The organism is Odoribacter sp. (assembly GCF_985060555.1).
Genome location: NZ_CFKYFN010000031.1, coordinates 36,613 through 55,369 on the forward strand (window position 1 = coordinate 36,613; position 18,757 = coordinate 55,369).

18 protein-coding genes and 1 pseudogene are annotated in these 18,757 nt (G+C 46.6%); 12 read left to right on the top strand and 7 right to left on the bottom strand.

The window, feature by feature from the left end:
• Positions 1-259: 259 nt before the first annotated feature.
• On the top strand, positions 260-2,062 hold the full coding sequence (locus AC5RDS_RS03770) for an MFS transporter (RefSeq protein WP_493591769.1): 1,803 nt from the start codon (positions 260-262) through the stop codon (positions 2,060-2,062).
• A 238-nt stretch (positions 2,063-2,300) separates the two neighbouring features.
• Here AC5RDS_RS03770 and AC5RDS_RS03775 read toward each other — a convergent pair whose 3' ends face one another.
• The 7 genes from AC5RDS_RS03775 to rsfS all read right to left on the bottom strand — a co-directional run bounded on the left by AC5RDS_RS03775 (position 2,301) and on the right by rsfS (position 8,226).
• A complete protein-coding gene (locus AC5RDS_RS03775; protein WP_306447946.1) occupies positions 2,301-2,993 on the bottom strand; it encodes an RluA family pseudouridine synthase in 693 nt (230 codons plus the stop codon).
• Between the two features lie 125 nt (positions 2,994-3,118).
• Positions 3,119-3,934, bottom strand: a complete 816-nt coding sequence (panB, locus tag AC5RDS_RS03780; RefSeq protein WP_022160720.1) for a 3-methyl-2-oxobutanoate hydroxymethyltransferase — start codon at positions 3,932-3,934, stop codon at positions 3,119-3,121.
• Between the two features lie 79 nt (positions 3,935-4,013).
• Complete coding sequence (locus AC5RDS_RS03785) at positions 4,014-4,670, bottom strand: phosphatidylserine decarboxylase family protein (RefSeq protein WP_013610837.1); 657 nt, start codon at positions 4,668-4,670, stop codon at positions 4,014-4,016.
• A gap of 100 nt (positions 4,671-4,770) precedes the next feature.
• On the bottom strand, positions 4,771-5,586 hold the full coding sequence (locus AC5RDS_RS03790) for a phosphatidate cytidylyltransferase (RefSeq protein WP_013610838.1): 816 nt from the start codon (positions 5,584-5,586) through the stop codon (positions 4,771-4,773).
• Entirely contained in the window at positions 5,579-5,782 is a 204-nt protein-coding gene (locus AC5RDS_RS03795; RefSeq protein ID WP_013610839.1) for a putative signal transducing protein, read from the bottom strand. The genes AC5RDS_RS03790 and AC5RDS_RS03795 overlap by 8 nt, the downstream gene beginning before the upstream one ends.
• Positions 5,779-7,686: an ATP-dependent zinc metalloprotease FtsH gene (gene ftsH / locus AC5RDS_RS03800; protein WP_494222215.1), complete on the bottom strand. Its 1,908-nt coding sequence runs from the start codon at positions 7,684-7,686 to the stop codon at positions 5,779-5,781. The genes AC5RDS_RS03795 and ftsH overlap by 4 nt, the downstream gene beginning before the upstream one ends.
• A gap of 135 nt (positions 7,687-7,821) precedes the next feature.
• On the bottom strand, positions 7,822-8,226 hold the full coding sequence (gene rsfS, locus AC5RDS_RS03805) for a ribosome silencing factor (protein ID WP_013610841.1): 405 nt from the start codon (positions 8,224-8,226) through the stop codon (positions 7,822-7,824).
• Positions 8,227-8,475: 249 nt separating this feature from the next.
• Here rsfS and AC5RDS_RS03810 point away from each other — a divergent pair, with 249 nt between their 5' ends.
• The 11 genes and pseudogenes from AC5RDS_RS03810 to AC5RDS_RS03860 all read left to right on the top strand — a co-directional run.
• Positions 8,476-9,567, top strand: a complete 1,092-nt coding sequence (locus AC5RDS_RS03810; protein ID WP_195203542.1) for a pyridoxal-phosphate-dependent aminotransferase family protein — start codon at positions 8,476-8,478, stop codon at positions 9,565-9,567.
• Between the two features lie 12 nt (positions 9,568-9,579).
• The gene (locus AC5RDS_RS03815) at positions 9,580-9,882 is read left to right on the top strand and encodes a DUF2752 domain-containing protein (RefSeq protein ID WP_494222213.1); all 303 of its coding nucleotides are present in this window, start codon (positions 9,580-9,582) and stop codon (positions 9,880-9,882) included.
• A 239-nt stretch (positions 9,883-10,121) separates the two neighbouring features.
• Positions 10,122-10,445, top strand: a complete 324-nt coding sequence (locus AC5RDS_RS03820; RefSeq protein ID WP_306450987.1) for a CCC motif membrane protein — start codon at positions 10,122-10,124, stop codon at positions 10,443-10,445.
• Positions 10,446-10,457: 12 nt separating this feature from the next.
• On the top strand, positions 10,458-11,099 hold the full coding sequence (locus AC5RDS_RS03825; RefSeq protein ID WP_013610845.1) for an IS1096 element passenger TnpR family protein: 642 nt from the start codon (positions 10,458-10,460) through the stop codon (positions 11,097-11,099).
• 89 nt (positions 11,100-11,188) lie between these two features.
• Positions 11,189-12,091 (top strand): tRNA (adenosine(37)-N6)-dimethylallyltransferase MiaA, encoded by a 903-nt coding sequence (miaA, locus tag AC5RDS_RS03830; protein WP_013610846.1) that lies wholly within the window; start codon positions 11,189-11,191, stop codon positions 12,089-12,091.
• Positions 12,092-12,610: 519 nt separating this feature from the next.
• Positions 12,611-13,768: a DUF4934 domain-containing protein gene (locus AC5RDS_RS03835; RefSeq protein WP_087383063.1), complete on the top strand. Its 1,158-nt coding sequence runs from the start codon at positions 12,611-12,613 to the stop codon at positions 13,766-13,768.
• Positions 13,769-13,817: 49 nt separating this feature from the next.
• Positions 13,818-14,207: pseudogene (locus tag AC5RDS_RS03840) on the top strand (hypothetical protein); the annotation flags it as partial.
• A 207-nt stretch (positions 14,208-14,414) separates the two neighbouring features.
• The gene (locus AC5RDS_RS03845) at positions 14,415-15,539 is read left to right on the top strand and encodes an AraC family transcriptional regulator (protein ID WP_013610849.1); all 1,125 of its coding nucleotides are present in this window, start codon (positions 14,415-14,417) and stop codon (positions 15,537-15,539) included.
• 199 nt (positions 15,540-15,738) lie between these two features.
• The gene (locus AC5RDS_RS03850) at positions 15,739-16,797 is read left to right on the top strand and encodes a DUF3575 domain-containing protein (RefSeq protein ID WP_013610850.1); all 1,059 of its coding nucleotides are present in this window, start codon (positions 15,739-15,741) and stop codon (positions 16,795-16,797) included.
• A gap of 15 nt (positions 16,798-16,812) precedes the next feature.
• Positions 16,813-17,703, top strand: a complete 891-nt coding sequence (locus AC5RDS_RS03855; protein WP_172720584.1) for a FimB/Mfa2 family fimbrial subunit — start codon at positions 16,813-16,815, stop codon at positions 17,701-17,703.
• Between the two features lie 31 nt (positions 17,704-17,734).
• Positions 17,735-18,757: fimbrillin family protein (locus AC5RDS_RS03860; protein ID WP_494222214.1), on the top strand; the 1,023-nt coding region annotated here is incomplete at its 3' end.

Consider the following 18,757-nt stretch of genomic DNA (forward strand, 5'->3'; position numbering starts at 1 on the left):
TGCTTTTGTTGCCGGGACTGCTGGCTGCCGTGGTTGGGTTGGCAGTCCTTTTTTTGGTCACCGGAATTTTCTTTTCCTAATACACACTATTTCACAAATTTTACCGATTGTTTTCAAGTCTTCCGTCCGGGATGTTTCCCGATTTTTTCTATCTTTGCAGTCGTTAAAAGAGAACAACGAGTAGTGCCTGAACACGTAAATCCAGTTGGTGGTTTACGTGTTCAGGCATTCTTTTTTTGCATAATTTAACAGGAAAAATATGGAAGAAACAGCAGGACAGAACAAATTATGGACAGGCTCTTTCATTAGAATCTGTCTGGTGAACCTCTTTATTTTCGTGAATTTTCATGCGTTGCTGCCTACATTTCCTTTTTTCGTCACCTACCTGGGAGGTGATGCAGTGACTATCGGACTGGCAACGGCATTGTTCAGTGTCACCTCCATCGTATCGCGTCCGTTCGTGGGGTGGCTTATTGACACGCGCGGACGGTGTACGATACTGGTACTGGGACTTGTCGGAATGGCACTTATCCCGATGGGATATTTTGTATCGGCAGGCATTGCGATGGCTGTTGTGCTACGCACGGTGCACGGGGTGTTTCATGCGGCATCGAGCAACGCCTCCTCCACCTGGGTGACGGATATTATCCCGCATGAACGGATGGGAGAAGGGCTGGGCATGTACGGACTTTCAATGGCCGTATCGACCGCCGTGGCACCTGCATTGGGGCTGGCGGTGATGAACGCCTGGGGATTCCGGCCGCTGTTCGCCATTGCTGCACTGGTAGCTCTGGCTGCACTGCTGACAGGCATGGGCATACGGTCGCGCAACTACACGGTATCCGACGCTCCGTTGCGTATTCGTGAACTGTTCGAACCGATGTCAGTGCCCGCTGCCGTTACGCAGTTCTTCTTCATGATGGCGTATGGCGTGATAGAAGTCTATGTAGCGATTTATGCTGCCTCCTGTCATTTGCCCGGAGGCGGGATCTATTTCATCTTCATCGCTCTGGCCACGGTCGGGACACGTATTCTGCTGGGGCGTGCCGTTGACCGGTATGGGGAGGCGCGGCTGGTTTATACCGGTAACGCAGCTATCGTGGCAGGCATATTGCTGTTGATATTTGCGCACAACGTGCCTTGCTACCTGTTGTCGGCAGTCCTGTTGGGGTATAGTTTCGGGGCTATCCAGCCTTCCTTGCAGACCATGGCGATGCACGCCGTAGCTCCCGAACGGCGGGGAGCTGCGAGTTCCACATTTTTTGTGGCCTTCGATTTCGGTATTGCGCTGGGCGGCTTTCTGGCAGGCGTGTTGGTGAAATGGCTGGGGTATGATGCCATGTTCCTCTGCATGATCGTGCCCTGCCTGCTGTCGTGGGGCTACTATTATGTGTTCGGACGCTGTCATGCCTCGTCGTTCAATCCGGAGAACCGCCGGAGAATGCAAGGTCTCGGAGAAAAAGAGGATACCACCCTGTCCTCCGGAAAATCCCTGCCGTTTGTGGTTACCATTTCACGTGAATACGGTAGTGGCGGGCATCATATCGGGGAACTGCTGGCACAGCGGTTGGGGGTGAAATTCTATGACAGGGAGCTTATCACGCTCACTGCGCAGCAAAGCGGGTTGGGCGAATGCACCGTGCAGGAGAATGAACAGACCGTAAACGGACGACTGTTGTATGACGATCCTGTGCAGACTGCCGTATTCCGCGCACAGAGCCGGGTAATACTTGATATTGCCGGCAGGGAGTCGTGCGTTATCGTGGGACGGCTTGCCAATTTCATTCTGAAAGGCCGTCCCCGGTGTCTCCATGTTTTTGTTTATGCCGATGAGGCTGCCCGTCTGAAACGCATAATCTCTGAATATGGGATAGAGAACAACCGTGCAGAAGCCTTACTGAAACGTACCGACCAGGAGCGGCGTGAACACTGCCTGCACTATGCCGGTTGCGATTGGGGCGACCGGTACTATTACCATTTGATGCTGGACAGTTCGATGGCTACGGACGAACAGGTGGCGGAAGCCATTTATTCTGTCATTCACTGTCTGGCTGCCGAATAGATGGGCTATATGAATGTTTTAACGTGAATATAACAGTAAAATTCCGGAGTACCATTTCCGGTCACTTTCAACATCTTTGAAAGTGGTTGTGGGGTGGGGAATACATTGAAGGATAAAATCGGTTTCCCTTCAGGTGTCGTGGATGAAACCGATTTTATCCAATTCGTAGCGTTCGATATCTTTTATGAAAGCCTCTGTCAGTAATATGGTCAATTCCCGCTTCATCAGGTTGATGACGTTAGTTAACTATTCCTTCATAGAATACTTTCCAAAGCGGATCGTTTAAAGGAGGTTTTGCCGTGATGGTAATCATTTCCTGGCTCACCGGATGTTTGAAAGTGATCGAACGGGCGTGCAAACTGATCCCTCCTCCTTCGTTCGAGCGGGGAAAACCATATTTCAGGTCTCCTTTGATCGGACAGCCGATCTTAGCCAATTGGCACCGGATTTGGTGATGCCGGCCCGTGTAAAGCTTCACTTCGAGCAGGTAATAACGTTGTGAACTTCCGAGTAGTTTGTATTCCAGGGTGGCTTCTTTGGCTCCGGCTTTGGGCTGGTTGTAAGCGTGCGATTTGTTTTTTTCCGGATCACGCATCAGATAGTGGGTGAGTACGGCATGATCCTCGGCCGGCAAATTGCCTACGATAGCCCAATAGATCTTGCTGATCTCCTTTTCGTGTTCCTGGAACATTTTATTCAGCCGGGTGAGGGCTTTACTGGTGCGTGCAAAAATCACTACACCGCTGACAGGACGATCCACCCGGTGGGGGATACCCAGATAAACCTCTCCCGGTTTGTTGTATTTCTTCTTGATATACGCCTTTACTTCTTCGCTCAAAGGGGTATCTCCGGTTTTATCTGCCTGTACAATATCCGAAATTTTCTTATTGACGGCGATGATATGATTATCTTCGTATAAAACTTCTAACATAAATAAAAGATATAAGTTAAAGGCTATAGGCTATAAGCTAGATGCTATAAGCTAAAGGCTATAGGCTAAAAGTAAATAAAAGATAGATAAACATTTTAGCTTTTAGCTTATAGCCTATAACTTTATTAGTATTGTTCTCTCTCATTCGGGAAATCACCGCTTTTTACATCGGCGATATAATTGCCGACAGCACCGCTGATTTCTGCATATAGGTTATGATAGCGCCGTAAGAAGCGGGGAGAGAATTCCTGATTGATACCGAGCATATCGTGGATGACCAGGACTTGTCCGTCTACACCGCCACCGGCACCGATGCCGATGACGGGGATACTGACTTCTTGGGCGACTCTGGCTGCCAAAGCTGCCGGAATCTTCTCCAGCACGATGGCAAAACAACCTGCTTCTTCCAGGAGATGGGCATCGTGAACCAATTTTTCCGCTTCCTCTTCTTTTTTGGCGCGGATGGCATAGGTCCCGAATTTATGGATGCTCTGGGGGGTAAGTCCAAGATGGCCCATAACCGGAATTCCGGCCGACAGGATACGTTGGATAGATTCGAGAATTTCTTCTCCTCCTTCGAGTTTGATGGCGTCGGCAGCCGTTTCTTTCATGATACGGATGGCTGAGTTTAAGGCCTCTTTGCTATTTCCCTGATAACTACCGAAAGGCATGTCTACAACAACTAATGCCCGTTTTACTCCTCTGACTACCGAAGCGGCATGATAAATCATTTGGTCGAGGGTGATCGGTAAGGTTGTCTCATGGCCTGCCATTACATTGGAAGCCGAGTCGCCGACCAGGATAACATCTATGCCTGCCTGATCGACGATACGGGCCATAGAATAGTCATATGAAGTAAGCATACTGATTTTCTCACCCTTGAGTTTCATCTCCGATAAAACATGGGTGGTTACCACTTTTACTGCTGATTGTGTTGACATGATTAATTTGATTTGTGACTTTAGAACTGGGATTTCCGATGGGAAAAGTCATCCGAATCGTCGTCCGTAAATCTGAAATTTATTTAAAGGTTCCGATTATCGTCTGAGAACCGGTCGTTTTTTGTCCCAATTTCACTTCTATTTGGGTACCCAGAGGAAGAAAAAGATCTACCCGCGAACCGAATTTGATAAAACCGGCGTGCTGATCCTGACGGGCCTGTCCTCCGACAGGAGCATAAGAGACAATACGTTTAGCCATAGCCCCTGCAATTTGACGCATCAGGACGGTCTTACCGTTATTACATTCGATAACGATGGTAGTCCGTTCGTTATCGGTCGAGGATTTGGGTAGATAAGCCGCTGCAAAATTGCCTTTGTGGTATTTGAAATACTTGATCACACCGTTTACGGGAAACCAGTTGATATGTACATTGAAAATGTTCATAAAAATAGAGACTTGAAGACGGCGGTCTTTAAAATATTCCGGTTCTTCGGTTTCTTCAATCACGACGATTTTTCCATCGGCAGGGGCTAAGATCGTGTTGTCGTCTTGTATGATCACCCGGTTCGGAAAACGGAAAAAATTGACGACAAGAAGATACATAACTACCGTAATCCCCAGAATTGTATAGACAATAGAGGTATTATTGATGAAATAAAAAGATGCCAGATTAAGGATAATCAGCACGATTAAAATTTTCAATAACAGGATATATCCAGCTTTATGTATGGTCATATTTTTAACTTTAAATATTTATACGGTATCAGCTCGCAAAGGTATCAATTTTCGATTTAAAAGCTAATATCCCGAACGAATAAATTCGGTTTACTATAGGTCAGCAACCGAATTTAAAGGCGATATATACGAAGATTACAGGCAAAGCATACAAAATCGAATCCAATCGGTCCAATACCCCACCGTGACCTGGCATGATATGTCCCGAATCTTTGATCTCGATGCATCTTTTGAACATCGATTCTACGAGATCACCGAAACTACCGAATACAATGACAATGGCCGAGATAACGGTGGTATCGATATAAGACAAACCTTCGATATGGGGAGCGATAAGCAATCCGCCGACCAGTGTCGTGAGTCCGCCTCCGATGGTTCCTTCCCAGGATTTTTTAGGCGAAATACGGGGAAATAATTTATGCTTTCCGAATTTCGAACCGAATAAATAAGCAAAAGTGTCATTGAACCATACCAATAAGAAAGGAAAGAAGATAATATCCGGTTGCCACCTGCCCGTACACAAGTAGGGGAGGTAAATCAGCAAAGTAAAGGGCAGGGTGAAATAAAACAGAGCATAAATCCCGAAAGCCATATTCTGAAAAGCATGGGTACTCTTCCGGTACAATTCCCAAATCCCCATAAAGAATGTGGCACTGAAGAAAAACAGATAACCTTCTTTATAACCGAAATAGTTATGAATGAACCCTGAAATGAAAAGCAGGCTCCCGCTGAGGATACACATGGTACGGTTGACCCGGATATGAATCACCTCTGCCATATGGCTGAATTCAAGTAATCCGATAATGTTTATAATAAAAAAAAGTGCAAAAAAACAAAATGGATGTATATAAATACATGCTGTTAGTATCACCACAAATAGGAATCCGCTGATTGCCCGTTTACCGAAATTATTCACAATTGACTGATTTTATGATTGCTGCTGCTTTCCCTTTATCTTCTTTCTTAACCATGACTTCGATCGCTCCTATTTTAAAAGAGGAGTCTTTCTGATTCAGAATCACTGCTTCTACGTTGTTATCGTTAAGCAAACTTTTAACCAGCTCTGCCCGGTAGAGCTGGCCGGTTTCGAAAATAACTACCCAATCGTTCATAGCGATTTTATTTCATTTTCGACTGTTTTCTCTTCCTTCGTTTCTTCCTCTTCATCGTCTTTCCAGGGGCGTTTCCCTAAGATGCGTTCCAGATCGTCACTGAAAATAACTTCCCGTTCGAGCAATAACTCTGCAACCTGCCGATGTTGGTCCTGATGAGTTTTAAGTAATTCTTTGGCTCGGTTGTAAGCATTTTCAACCAGTTCTTTTACTTCACTGTCGATCAGTTCTGCGGTCTTTTCCGAATAAGGTTTGGTGAAACTGAAATCGCTTTGACCACTGGAATCGTAATAACTCAGATTACCGATCTTTTCGCTCATACCGAAAATGGTAACCATCGCATAGGCTTGTTTGGTAGCCCGTTCCAGGTCGTTTTGTGCTCCGGTAGAGATTTGACCGAAAGTGAGTTCTTCGGCAGCACGTCCTCCCAATACAGAACACATTTGATCCAGCAGTTGTTCTTTTGTCGTGATCTGACGTTCCTGCGGAAGATACCAGGCTGCTCCTAAAGCTTTACCCCGGGGTACGATAGTCACTTTTAACAGGGGATGGGCGTGTTCGAGCAACCAGGAGACGGTAGCATGGCCGGCTTCGTGATAAGCGATGGCTTTCTTTTCACTTACTTTTATTACTTTACTGCGGTTTTCCAGCCCCCCGACAATCCGGTCGATTGCATCCAGAAAATCCTGTTTTTCAACTTCATTTTTGTCTTTACGGGCTGCAATCAAAGCTGCTTCGTTAGCGACATTGGCAATATCGGCTCCCGAGAAACCCGGCGTTTGCTTGGCCAGGAAAGGGATATCCACATCTCCGGCCAGTTTCAACGGTTTCAGGTGCACTTTGAAAATTTCTTCCCGGTCTTTCAATTCCGGCAGGTCGACATAGATTTGGCGGTCGAAACGTCCGGCACGAAGCAAGGCGCTGTCCAGAATGTCCGCCCGGTTGGTTGCAGCCAGAATAATCACCCCCGAATTGGTCTCGAAACCGTCCATCTCGGTCAGTAACTGGTTCAGCGTATTTTCCCGTTCATCGTTCGAGCCCATGTTGGGGTTTTTACCTCTGGCCCGGCCGATGGCGTCTATTTCGTCGATAAAGATAATACAAGGCGCTTTTTCTTTGGCTTGTTTAAATAAATCCCGGACACGGGAGGCACCGACACCGACGAACATCTCCACAAAGTCGGAACCCGACATCGAGAAGAAAGGTACATTGGCTTCGCCGGCCATAGCTTTCGCCATCAGCGTTTTTCCGGTTCCCGGAGGACCTACTAAGAGAGCTCCTTTCGGAATTTTACCCCCCAATTTGGTATATTTATCCGGAGATTTCAGAAAAGAAACGATCTCTTCCACCTCTTGTTTGGCTTCAGCTAATCCCGCTACATCTTTGAAGGTAATCTTGATGTGGGTGTCCTTATCGAACAACTTGGCCTGTGATTTGCCGACATTGAAGACTCCTCCGGGACCTCCGCCCCCTTTACTCATCCGGCGGAAGAAGAAAATCCAGATAAATACCAAAAGAGCGATCGGGAAGAAGATAGAGAAGAGGTTTCCCCAACCGTCGTATTCCTGATCATAGTCGATCTTGATATCCGCTGCTGCCGGAGTCTTTTCCTGGAGCTCGGAAAATTCTTTGGAAAAAGTTTCCAACGGGCCCGGTGAGAAGTAAAACTGAGGACCGGGACTGGAATTTTTGAACCCCTGCGATTTCAATTGGGAGTAATTCTCGATCTTATCGGGCTTCATATATACCTGGGCCTGCCCTTTATTCGTGATGACCGTAATCTTTTCGATATCACCTTTTCCGAGCATTTTAGTCTTGACTTCTTGCCAGGTTGTCCTTACCGGATCGGGATTCATATTGAAAAATTGAAATCCGATAATAATGGCTGCCAGTATGATATACATCCAATATCCGTTGAATTTCGGAGCTTTGATATTTTTACCTCCCCCTACTGGAGGAAAATTGAATCCTCCGTCTTTCTTGTTTTCGTTGTTGTCTGCCATTTGGTATGTTCGCAATATTTGTATTCTTTACTGTTTTCAATTTGTTCCGTTTGTCGTATGATAACCGGAATAAGTGAGCATTTCCGGCTCTCCGGCTATTTCGGTGATCTGTGCATCTGCCCAGAAATCTTCCAATTGATAATAGTCGCGCAATTCTTTTTCAAAAATGTGTACGACAATATCCCCATAATCGACGACTACCCATTGTGCTGCATTCAATCCTTCGATATGAAAAGGCCTTTCATCCAGATCTTCTCTCACTTTTTCTTCAACAGCATCGGTTAACCCTGCAATATGCGTGCCGGAAGTTCCATGACATATTACGAAAAAACTACAAAAACAGTTTTCTATTTTTCTTAAATCGATTTTTACAATCCGGTGCGCTTTATTATCTTCCAGCGCTTCAATAATTTTATTTACTACCTGTTCCGTTTTTAACATTTTTGACTATAACTTTTCAAGCTACAAATATATACTATTTATCAACTAAAAACGAAAAACTGTGCCAGAAAACCTTTGTTTCCTTTTTTCAATTTTACTATGTCGTTTTCGGGTTACTGCATATGATGCGAAATTAGAAAAAATCATGAAATATGGATAATTTTGAATCATTCTTTTTATTTTGGCGTTATTTCAGGTGAAAAGAATATTTTTGTATGTTTTTACTTTAGTTACTAAATACTTTAAACGATGAAAATATATCGAATTCCTATGGTGCCGGGACCTGTTTCTGTATCCCGGGAAGTTTTGGAGGCAGGGCAGGAGAATTTCGGTTCTGCCGACCTGGAAAAAGAGTATATCGATCTGTATAAGGCCACTGAAAAATCGCTGCGTAAAATCATGCAGACGAAAAATAGTGTCATTATACAAACCGGTGAGGGGATGTTGGCGCTTTGGAGTGCTTTGAAGAGTTGTTTGTTACCGGGGGATAAAGTGTTGGTGTTGTCGACCGGGCTTTTCGGTTACGGTATGGGGGGAATGGCGGAGGCTATCGGTTGTGAGGTAAGGACGGTCGGATTCGGATTCGACGAGACCTTTACCGATTTTGATCTGATTGAAAAGGCTATCCGGGAATTCCAGCCGAAAATGATTACGATGGTACAAAACGAGACGCCGAGCGGGACGATGAATCCCGTGGCTGAAATCGGGGCCTTAAAAGAAAAATATGCCGTACCTTTATTATATGTAGATGCGGTTTCCGGATTAGGGGGCAGCGTAGTCAAAACCGATGAATGGCATATCGACCTCTGTCTGGGGGCTTCGCAGAAATGTTTGTCTGCACCGGCTTCGATGTCTTTTTTGTCGGTGAGCGACCGGGCGTGGGAAATAATCGAAGAAGTGGGATATGTGGGGTACGATGCCCTCTTACCTTTCCGTACAGCGGTAAAAAATGCTTATTTCCCTTATACTCCTTATTGGCAAGGAACCGCACAGTTGAATAAGGCTTGCGAACTGATTCTGGAAGAAGGATTGGGCAAAGTGATCGCACGTCATCAGAAAGTGGCCGGATATTGCAGGGAGCGGATCGTTAAAATGGGATTGAAATTATATCCGGCAATGGATGCTGTACCTTCTCCTACAGTGACGGCAGTCTACGTTCCGCAGAAAATATCCTGGAAGAATCTGGATACACGTTTGCGGGCCGAAGGCCTGGTGGTCGGCGGAAACTACGGATGTCTGGCAGGAGAAGTTTTCCGTATCGGACATATGGGGACTCAGGCCAACCTCAATCTGGTGAAAGAAGCGATGGATATTCTCGAAGGGGTAATCCGGGGAAATTAAGCGTATAACGGCATGATCGAATGGCTGGAGGCACATCAGTTGCCCTGTTTTTTCAGGGAGATTTGGGGGATCCAATGTCCTGGTTGCGGATTTCAGACTGCGCTGTTACTCCTGTTAAAAGGAAATATACAGGCAGCGGTCGTTAGCTGGCCGGGAATAGTTCCCCTTTTCGCATTCGGCCTGCTTCTGATCGGACGTTGTTGTGGGATCAGAAAGATCTCTGCCGGTTTTTTGAAAGGAACCGGATTTTGTTGTGTCGCTACGATTCTCCTCGTTTATGTATTCCGGTTTATAAGAATGGGGCAGGTGATTTGATTTGTATGCTTATTCCTGTAACCTTATCGGCCTGTCGTCGTATCCTAAGCTCGAATTTATTCCTGAGGAACCGATATGAAAAAAATGTTGGCCGGGTTGTTAAAAAATGTCGTTTTTGTTTGTTTGATAATAATTTTAATTTCATATTTGCTTTAATGAACCAGGCGATAAACCGAAGAAGAAATGAGGAGGGAAGGTAAAAACAGGAAACAGAATATAAATTTAATAATCAGTGTATTATGGAAATAATGAATGGAGCGAAAAAGGACCTGCCCAATGCGACGGTCGTATTGGTTTTGGGAATTCTGTCCCTGATATTTTGTTGGTGTTACGGGTTCTTCGGTTTGATATTGGGGATCATTGCCGTAGTCTTGGCCGGGGGACAACGGAAACTGTATTTGCAGTCGCCGGATGAATATACCGAGTCTTCATTCAAGAATGTGAATGCAGGCCGGGTGTGCGGGATTATTTCCATCTGCATTGCGGGGGTTGTGGTCGTGGTATTACTTTTAGTATTAATGGGAATTGTTGCCAGCATAGGTATTGCTAGTTTTGGATTATAAAAACTTAATAATATGGACTACAGATTTGAGATCAGTAAACCAGACAGTAATGATTTTAGGTGTGAAATAGCTATTAACGGTGAGCAGACTTTTCAGCAGTTGCACGATAAATTGGTGGAAACATTGAACTTCGACGGTTCGCAGATGGCCTCCTTTTTTACCTTGGATAAAATGGGAAACCGGGGAAAAGAAATTGCTCTGATGGAAATGTCGGCCGACGATGAAGAAGATAATAATACGCTGGTGATGGATGTTACGACCATCCGTGAAGTGGTAAATGCCAGTTGCATCGAATTGGAATATGTATATGATTTCTTTGCCAATCAGTATCTGAAAGTCGAATATGCCGGGGAATATATCGGGGATTCTGCCGATGTTTTGCCCTTGTGTGTCTATTGCGAAGGAGAATTGCCCCATCAGACGGAATACGATGCCAATGAAGATTGGGCTTTCGATAAAGACGACGACGAATATGACGATAGTTTTATGGAGGAATTCGGTGGTAGCGGACGCCGCAGAAGGGGAGGAGACGACGATGACGAAGATTTTCGCTTCGGTGATGAAGACGACGATTATAGGGACGATAGTTATGGCGACGACGATGGGTATGACGACCGCTATGAAAGTCTGGACGATTATATAGATAAACTATAGTTTTTTTTCAGTTACTTGGTTGCAAAGGTTACAAGGGTCACAAAAATGAATGCGGACACTTGTAACCTTTGTCATGAAAATCAGTCAGGATGAAAACACTACTTGTTTTATTGGGACCGACGGGAGTGGGAAAGACGGATCTCAGTATCGGTATCGCCAAAGCGTTCGGTACGGAAATCATTTCTTGTGATTCCCGGCAGATCTACAAAGAAATGCGGATAGGGACCGCAGTGCCTTCACCCGGTCAATTGGCTGCTGTCCGGCATCATTTTATCCAAACGATCTCGGTGCACGATTATTATAATTCGTGGCAATTCGAAGTGCAGGCTTTGGAGCGGATCCGGGAATTATTTCAGGAGAAGGAAGTGGTCCTGATGACCGGTGGATCGATGCTGTATATCGATGCCGTATGTAAAGGTATAGACGATATTCCGACCATTTCTCCTGAATTGAGAACCGGGCTGATGGAGGTATATGAACGGGAAGGTTTGGAAAGTATCCGGCAGATGCTGAAAGAATTGGATCCTGTATTTTACGGACAGGTCGATCTGAACAACGGAAAACGGGTGCTCCATGCTGTCGAAGTGTGTTGCATGGCCGGTGTACCCTACTCTTCGCTACGGAAAAACACCCCCAAAGACCGGGGATTCCGTATTGTTCGTATCGGCTTGAACCGCGAAAGAGAAGAGTTGTATGCCCGGATCGACCGGCGGGTAGACCTGATGCTGGAGGAAGGACTGGAAGATGAAGCCCGGCGGTTGTGGCCTTTGCGTCATTTGAATGCCTTGAATACCGTAGGTTATAAAGAACTGTTCGATTATTTCGAGGGAAAGACCGATTATGCCGAAGCCGTCCGCCTGATCAAGCGCAACTCCCGGCGGTATGCCCGCAAACAATTGTCCTGGTTCCGGCGCGATGACGATATCCGTTGGTTTCATCCCGACGATTACGAGGGTATCGTAGAGGCGATTCGGTTAATGAAAATAGGGTAGATGTATTACTGACATAAGTTTACTCTGTTTTTAGTCAACTTATTTAGGATAATACATAGAATTATTTTGTTACTTGCCCGTCTACGGTGTTCGTGTTTGGAGACCCGGTCGCTTCTGTCGGTCGTCTATCTTTTTCTGTCACTGACCGGCGGAACTCCTCACCGGACCGTTCCAGGCGAATCGGTCGGACGGTATAAAAACCGGAATCGGAATAGAAAGAAAAAAATTAAACCTGCGTTATAAGTGTAAACATGTATATAACTGCTTAATTATTAATTTCGTCAATAGATTGATTTTATATAAAAATAATGTTATTTGTAAAAAATTATTTCCCGAACCACTCTTTTCGGATCTTGGGCTGTCTTCTTTTCAGAAATATAGAATAATATTTGTTAAGTATATAAATCGAATAATGAAAAGGGATATACGATATAAATAGATGTCTATATTTATTGGGTTTGTTTAACCATAAAAAGGGGGGAAGACAGGATAAGAAACAGAAATAATGTTGTTTTCATCATGGAAAAGTTAAGTTGTATGGTAATGATTGCCATTATCATTTTGTTATCCGGTTGTCGGACTAAACCATCTGGAGTGTCTCGTTGCATCCATTTCGATTTCACTCAAGAGATGAAGGATGTTCATACAATGGGTTTGTTAAAAGATTGTACTATTGTTCCTTTGGAAACAAACGACTCGGTTCTGATAGGAGAGATTGATAAGGTCATCTTTTACGAAACCCGTCTGTATGTCGCCACCTTTTCTCCTGAGCAAGCGGTTTATATTTTTAACTTACAGGGTAAATTGTTGCATAAAATAAGCAGGAAAGGACGCGGGGCAGAAGAATATTTGCAATTATCCGATATGTTTATCGATTCCCGGAACCGGACCTTGAATTTATTGTCAAGAATAGACGAAAAGCTATTGGTGTTTGATGTGGACGAATACCGCTTGGTAAAGACTATCCGTCTTCCGAAAGCATTTGTTAAAATGGTCTCATTGGAAAACGGCTACATCGGATATATGGGCAACTATTCGCAAGATAAAAACCAACCATACAATTTGTGGGCAATGAATTCCCGGTACGAAATCGAAAGTCAGTATATGAAAATAGACTCCCGCTGGGAAAGTAAAATGGCCAGTATCCATTCGCTTTCCACATACCAGGATTCGTTGTATTATATAGCACCTACAGACTTTAACATTTATCGTTGCCAGGGGAAGGATATGTGTGTTGACCATACGGTACGTTTTGGAAAATTTCATTTGCCAGCGGAACAACTTTCATATGATGAGTACAAAGAATATACACGCAATCCGGATTATATTACAACCATAGAGAAATTCCAGGAAACTCCGGATTTCTATATTTATTGGGTGCTGGCAGCCGGTCAGAATCGCTTGTGCCTGTATAATAAGAACAATCGGGAGTCTCAGGTTTGTGAACTAACGGCTTATACCGGAAAGTATTTTATTTCCTTTGGGCGTATGATTGACATCACTTCGGATTATATAATAACCTCTGTCAGTGCCTCGGATATGTGTACGTATTTGAAAGGAGGAAATGAATATGTCAATTTTGAAGAGAAGTATCCCAAACAGATACAACGGATGAGAGAAGAATTTTCCGGCATACAGGAAGATAGCAATCCTTGTATTGTGATTTATTCATTTTGAGCAATTTTCTGGTGTTATGTATGAAACATTACCCCCGTCCCTTTGTTTTCCCTCCACCATCGACCAGTACAGGGCGAAGAACGAGGTGCTGGAAAAGGAGATACCGCAGTTGCAGGAGATAGCCGGCAAGGTGTGGAAGAAGGAGGACGAGCTGAAGCAACTCAAGTCCGAACTTGCCGCGCTCGACCGCAAGATACAGTTGGAGCTTGCGCCGCCCACGCCCGAAGTCGCCGAAAAGGAGAATGACGGGCAGGAGGTCAAGCCGGATACGGAAGGTGTACGGAACGTACCGTCACAACCCACCGAAGAAGCTCCGCTGATACGCAGCCCGGCGAATGAGCGAAGTCCGTCTGGGAATTTCATTGCCGACCATGTCGTTATCGGACGGCCGGGATTCAACGTTCGTGACGAATGCAAACCGAAAGGAATAAAAATGTGAACGAGTGTGGATATGTATGGCAGGATTGGGAATATACCGTTCCTTTTCCTGCCTTTTTCCATCAATATGGTATAACAGGGATTCCATACGTAAAATCCTCCAATTTATATCAAGGAATAGGGTGTTGAAAGTAAATCGTCACGGCAAATCCGCCATATTTTCAGTATTTTCGCTAATTTTGCAACCAAAATAGTCAGGCATAATAAAATGGAACCATCTATATACAGTTATTCACTTTGTATTGCGCTGCCGTTGATGTTGTTCTTCGGCTTTTATTTTTTGCTGGCCCAAACCCCGGAAAAGGCCATTTTTGAGAATTACCTACGCTCCCGGCGGATAATGGGTATGGCGTTGTTATTGCTTGCGGCAAACTATTCGGTACATTTCTTCTTCGGGATAAGGTTCAAAAATGTCCATGCAGCCATATTGATGAATCTGTCCACCTATTTTCTGTGCTACTACCTTTTCAGTTCAGCATTGATAACACTGCTTGACCGTTTCTATATCACACGGAAAAGGATTCGGACGCATATCATTCTATGGATCATCTTCTCCGGACTTTCCGGGGTTGTCCTATTGTTGTTTCCGGATGGAATAGTGCAGAAAAGCACTTTGCTGGCTTTGGCAGCATGGCTGGTGGTTTACGGACTGGTGTTGTCTCGCAGAGTCATTGTCGCATACCGCAGAGCTGTCCGGATTTTCGATGACACACATGCCGATGATATAGGCGCATATATAAAATGGCTGTCCATCTTTACTTATTGGGCTCTTATCTTCGGAGTTGGATGCGGATTGCTTACATTTTTGCCTGATGAATACGTTTATATATGGATTCTGTCATCAATTCCGTTTTACGTCTATCTCTACCATTGCTACCAGAATTATCTGCTGTTTTACGAACAGGTGGAAACCGCAATGGAAGATGGTATGATTTCTGAAGAGGAAGACCCGTGTGACACCAAACTGGAACAGATACAGAAACTGGAGAACCCGTCATACCATTCCGAAATGGCGGAGAAAATAAACGGCTGGATTGATGCGGAGGGTTATATCCAGTCCGGCCTTACCATAAAGAAACTTGCTGATATGCTCCAGACTAACCGCACCTATCTGTCTGAGTATATCAAAACGACGTATGGTGCATCGTTCCGCGATTGGATTACCGGTCTCCGCATCAATTATGCGAAACGCCTGCTTGCGCAATATCCGAGGCTGACGGTTGCTGACATTTCTGAAAGATCCGGCTTTCTGTCCCCAAGCCATTTCATCAGGCTGTTCAAGGAAAATTCAGGCTGTACTCCTGTCAAATGGAGGAAAACAGAGGCGGAATAATGCACTGCTTTATGCCCAATAGAAATAGCCTAAACGACAAAAAATAGTCTGAACGACAAAACTGAAATGTTCTAAACCACAAAAATATGCGATTCTGACAATTGAGACAATTTTTATAGGCAAGAATCGGGCAGAATAAAATCTATTCGCTTATTTTGTATGCTGATATTCCTAATTGGAAATAAAAAAGCATATAAAAATGAGCAAAAGAATCTTATTCTTCATTTTGTTTTCGTGGCTGGCATCGGCAGCTTTTCCTGCTTTTGCGCAGCAGAAAACCGACACGGTCTACACTTTCCGCTTCGTGCCGCGAAAAGACATGTTCTATGTGCCATGGAATGACAATGGCAAAGAACTTGCGCGTCTTCTGGAGTGTATCGAAAGTAACAAACCGGATATAGTGGAGGGACGGCTGCCTCTTTACGTGGACGGATACTGTAACTCCGGCAAGTCGGAACGGGCAAGCCTCGCTATCGCCGGGACACGTTCCAACCGTGTGAAATCAGAGTTGATTACCCGGAAAGGACTGCGTGAAAACAACTTCATCACCCGTAACCATGCCTCGAAGGGCGACTTCGTGACGGTGCGTATCATACTGCCGAAAGAGAAAGTGCCGGTTATTGCGGAGGATACACATCCCGGTTACGAGGAAGAAAAGGAACAGTCACACCGTGAAAACGACAAGGCTACAGAAACAATCCAAGACACAGAGGGGGCAAAGGTGTCTACCGGACAGGAAAATCAGCCTGAATCCGTACTGTCGGCATCATCCACAACTTTGGGATTATCACTGCGTGCCAACCTGCTGCGTTGGGCAACCCTCACGCCCGACCTCGGTATTGAGTGGCACATCAACCCGTCATGGGGAATATCCGTGAACGGCTCGTGGACTTCGTGGTCGTGGAATGACAAGGACAGAAGATACGCCCTTTGGGAAGTGGCACCGGAACTCCGCTATTATATAGGCAGCGAGAAACGCGGCTACGTAGGTGCTATGTACAAAGTCGGCTCATTCAACTACAAGCTGTCGGAGACCGGCAAGCAGGGCGACATCATGGGTGGCGGCATCACCGGCGGCTACGTGCTGAAACTGAACAATGCCCTCTCGATGGACTTCTCCTTAGGGTTGGGCTATATCCATGCCGACTATGACAAGTATGTGGTCATCAACGGCGTGAGGGTAAGGCGCGGCAGCGGAACAAAGAACTGGTGGGGCCCTGTCTCGGCGGGTGTCACCCTGGTGTGGAACATCTTTTAGCGGAAAGGAGGAACAATGAATACAACGATAATCATACGACAGATAAAGGAATATACGGGAGCATACGGAAAGGCTTATACCTTATTATATCTAATAGGTGCGGTGGCCATACTGACCTCGTGCGTGAAGGACGACCTCTATGACACGCCGCACCCCGACCGTGGGGCGGTGGTCGTAACCACAGACTGGAGCGGAAAGAGCACCGAGGCGGACATACCGCAGGCATACACACTGCGCATCGGCGGGAGGGAACAGAACGTGAGCGCGGCGACCAACGTGTTCGACGCGCTGCTCGCGCCCGGTGGCTACGGCCTGACGGTGTACAACTCCCCGGAGGGGATTAGTATCGACGGAAACAAGGCAACGGTGAATCCGGTGGATCTGACGGGTGCAATAGAGCCGCACCCCGGCTACCTCTTCGCCTCGCACCAGGACATCAGCGTCGTGGCGGACGACACCCTGCACGTCACCGCCCCGATGAGACAATACGTGCGCAGGCTCGACATCGAACTGACCGCCACGGAAGGCGACTACAGCCGTGTACAGTCGGCTACGGCAACGCTCTCCGGCGTGGCTTCGGCAGCGGATATGGCAACAGGCGACCGGAGTGTAGCGGCACAAGTAACAAACGCTTTCAGGCAGGACGACAACAAGTTCACAATCTTTTTCCGACTGCTCGGCATCGTCCCGACGGAAACGCATACGCTGACGGTGGACATCACTTTCAACAACGGTGACACGCAGCGGGTAGTGAGCGACCTTACCGAGGCCATAAGGGACTTCAATAACGGCACCAAACCGGTTAAACTCACGGGTAATCTGCTTTTGCCCGTAGAGGCCGGGGTAACGGGCGCAACCATCACGGGCTGGAACGAGGTAGAAAGCGGCAATGGGGATGCTAACTGACGATAAATATTTTAATCAAAAAAACAAGATTATGACAATGATCATGAGGTTTTTCATTATTGCAGCAGCGGCAACGCTATTGGCTGCGTGTACACAAGAGAACGAGGTACGGAACAATCCGGTGGAAGCACGAATCACGGCAGGCGTGAGCGGGCCGAAGACCCGTGCTGTGGACAACGGGTGGAACGCCGACCGAATCGGCGTGATGGTGGTGGATGCCCCTGGCACGACCACGACCATGGGCGGCAAGTACAAGAACGTGGGATACGCAACCACGAGTACCGGCACCAACGCGGACTTCACCCCGATGACGGCGGGTGGCGGCATCTTCTTCGAGGACGCTTTCCTCGAGTTTACTTTTGCCGCCTACGCGCCTTACGCATCGGGCGCAAACGCCTCCACCCTGCCTGGTACAGACGGGAAGATTACGGTAAATACAAGCAACCAGCCCACGACCACGGAACAGGAGAAGGTGGACTACATCCATGCCACGGGAGCCATGGCCGATAAAGACAGCCCGACCGTCAGCTTCACGGACAACACCGCCGCGGGCGGCAGCGACTGCTCCTTCAAGCACAAGATGGCCCGTCTTATCCTCAAGGTGCAGGTGTCGAACACCGACGGTTTCGACGACACTGCCGTGCTGGAATTCGCCGACTACAAGCTGGGCGGCCTGGTTCACGAGGGAACGTTCGATGTGAAGACCGGTACCGCCGCGACCGCGGGCAGCGTTGTGAGCGACTGGATGTTACGCCAGTGCACCGGTGCCCCGAAGACGGCCACGGACAAGTGCGTGGCAACCTTTGACGCCGCCACGGGCGTGATGACTTTCACCATGATCCTGCTCCCGCAGACACTCGCCAACGCTTTGGTGCTTGAGATATCTCCCGATGACGGGGAATACCAGAGCTACTCCAACAAGGACATGATCAAACCCGCGTTGGAGGCCGGTTATTCTTATACCTACACCATCACGGTGAAGAAGACGGGGCTGACCCTTAGCGGAAGCACCATCGAAAACTGGAACGACGGTGGTAGCCATGCGGGTGATGCA

Excerpts from the sequence above, each read along its gene's own strand:
- AC5RDS_RS03855 (WP_172720584.1), top strand. The coding sequence starts at position 16,813 with ATGAATACAACGATAATCATACGACAGATAAAGGAATATACGGGAGCA.
- AC5RDS_RS03825 (WP_013610845.1), top strand. The coding sequence starts at position 10,458 with ATGGACTACAGATTTGAGATCAGTAAACCAGACAGTAATGATTTTAGG.
- ftsH (WP_494222215.1), bottom strand. The coding sequence starts at position 7,686 with ATGTATATCATACTGGCAGCCATTATTATCGGATTTCAATTTTTCAAT.
- AC5RDS_RS03845 (WP_013610849.1), top strand. The coding sequence starts at position 14,415 with ATGGAACCATCTATATACAGTTATTCACTTTGTATTGCGCTGCCGTTG.
- AC5RDS_RS03785 (WP_013610837.1), bottom strand. The coding sequence starts at position 4,670 with ATGACCATACATAAAGCTGGATATATCCTGTTATTGAAAATTTTAATC.
- AC5RDS_RS03775 (WP_306447946.1), bottom strand. The coding sequence starts at position 2,993 with ATGTTAGAAGTTTTATACGAAGATAATCATATCATCGCCGTCAATAAG.
- miaA (WP_013610846.1), top strand. The coding sequence starts at position 11,189 with ATGAAAACACTACTTGTTTTATTGGGACCGACGGGAGTGGGAAAGACG.
- AC5RDS_RS03770 (WP_493591769.1), top strand. The coding sequence starts at position 260 with ATGGAAGAAACAGCAGGACAGAACAAATTATGGACAGGCTCTTTCATT.
- AC5RDS_RS03815 (WP_494222213.1), top strand. The coding sequence starts at position 9,580 with ATGATCGAATGGCTGGAGGCACATCAGTTGCCCTGTTTTTTCAGGGAG.
- rsfS (WP_013610841.1), bottom strand. The coding sequence starts at position 8,226 with ATGTTAAAAACGGAACAGGTAGTAAATAAAATTATTGAAGCGCTGGAA.
- AC5RDS_RS03850 (WP_013610850.1), top strand. The coding sequence starts at position 15,739 with ATGAGCAAAAGAATCTTATTCTTCATTTTGTTTTCGTGGCTGGCATCG.
- AC5RDS_RS03810 (WP_195203542.1), top strand. The coding sequence starts at position 8,476 with ATGAAAATATATCGAATTCCTATGGTGCCGGGACCTGTTTCTGTATCC.
- AC5RDS_RS03820 (WP_306450987.1), top strand. The coding sequence starts at position 10,122 with ATGGAAATAATGAATGGAGCGAAAAAGGACCTGCCCAATGCGACGGTC.
- panB (WP_022160720.1), bottom strand. The coding sequence starts at position 3,934 with ATGTCAACACAATCAGCAGTAAAAGTGGTAACCACCCATGTTTTATCG.
- AC5RDS_RS03835 (WP_087383063.1), top strand. The coding sequence starts at position 12,611 with ATGGAAAAGTTAAGTTGTATGGTAATGATTGCCATTATCATTTTGTTA.
- AC5RDS_RS03795 (WP_013610839.1), bottom strand. The coding sequence starts at position 5,782 with ATGAACGATTGGGTAGTTATTTTCGAAACCGGCCAGCTCTACCGGGCA.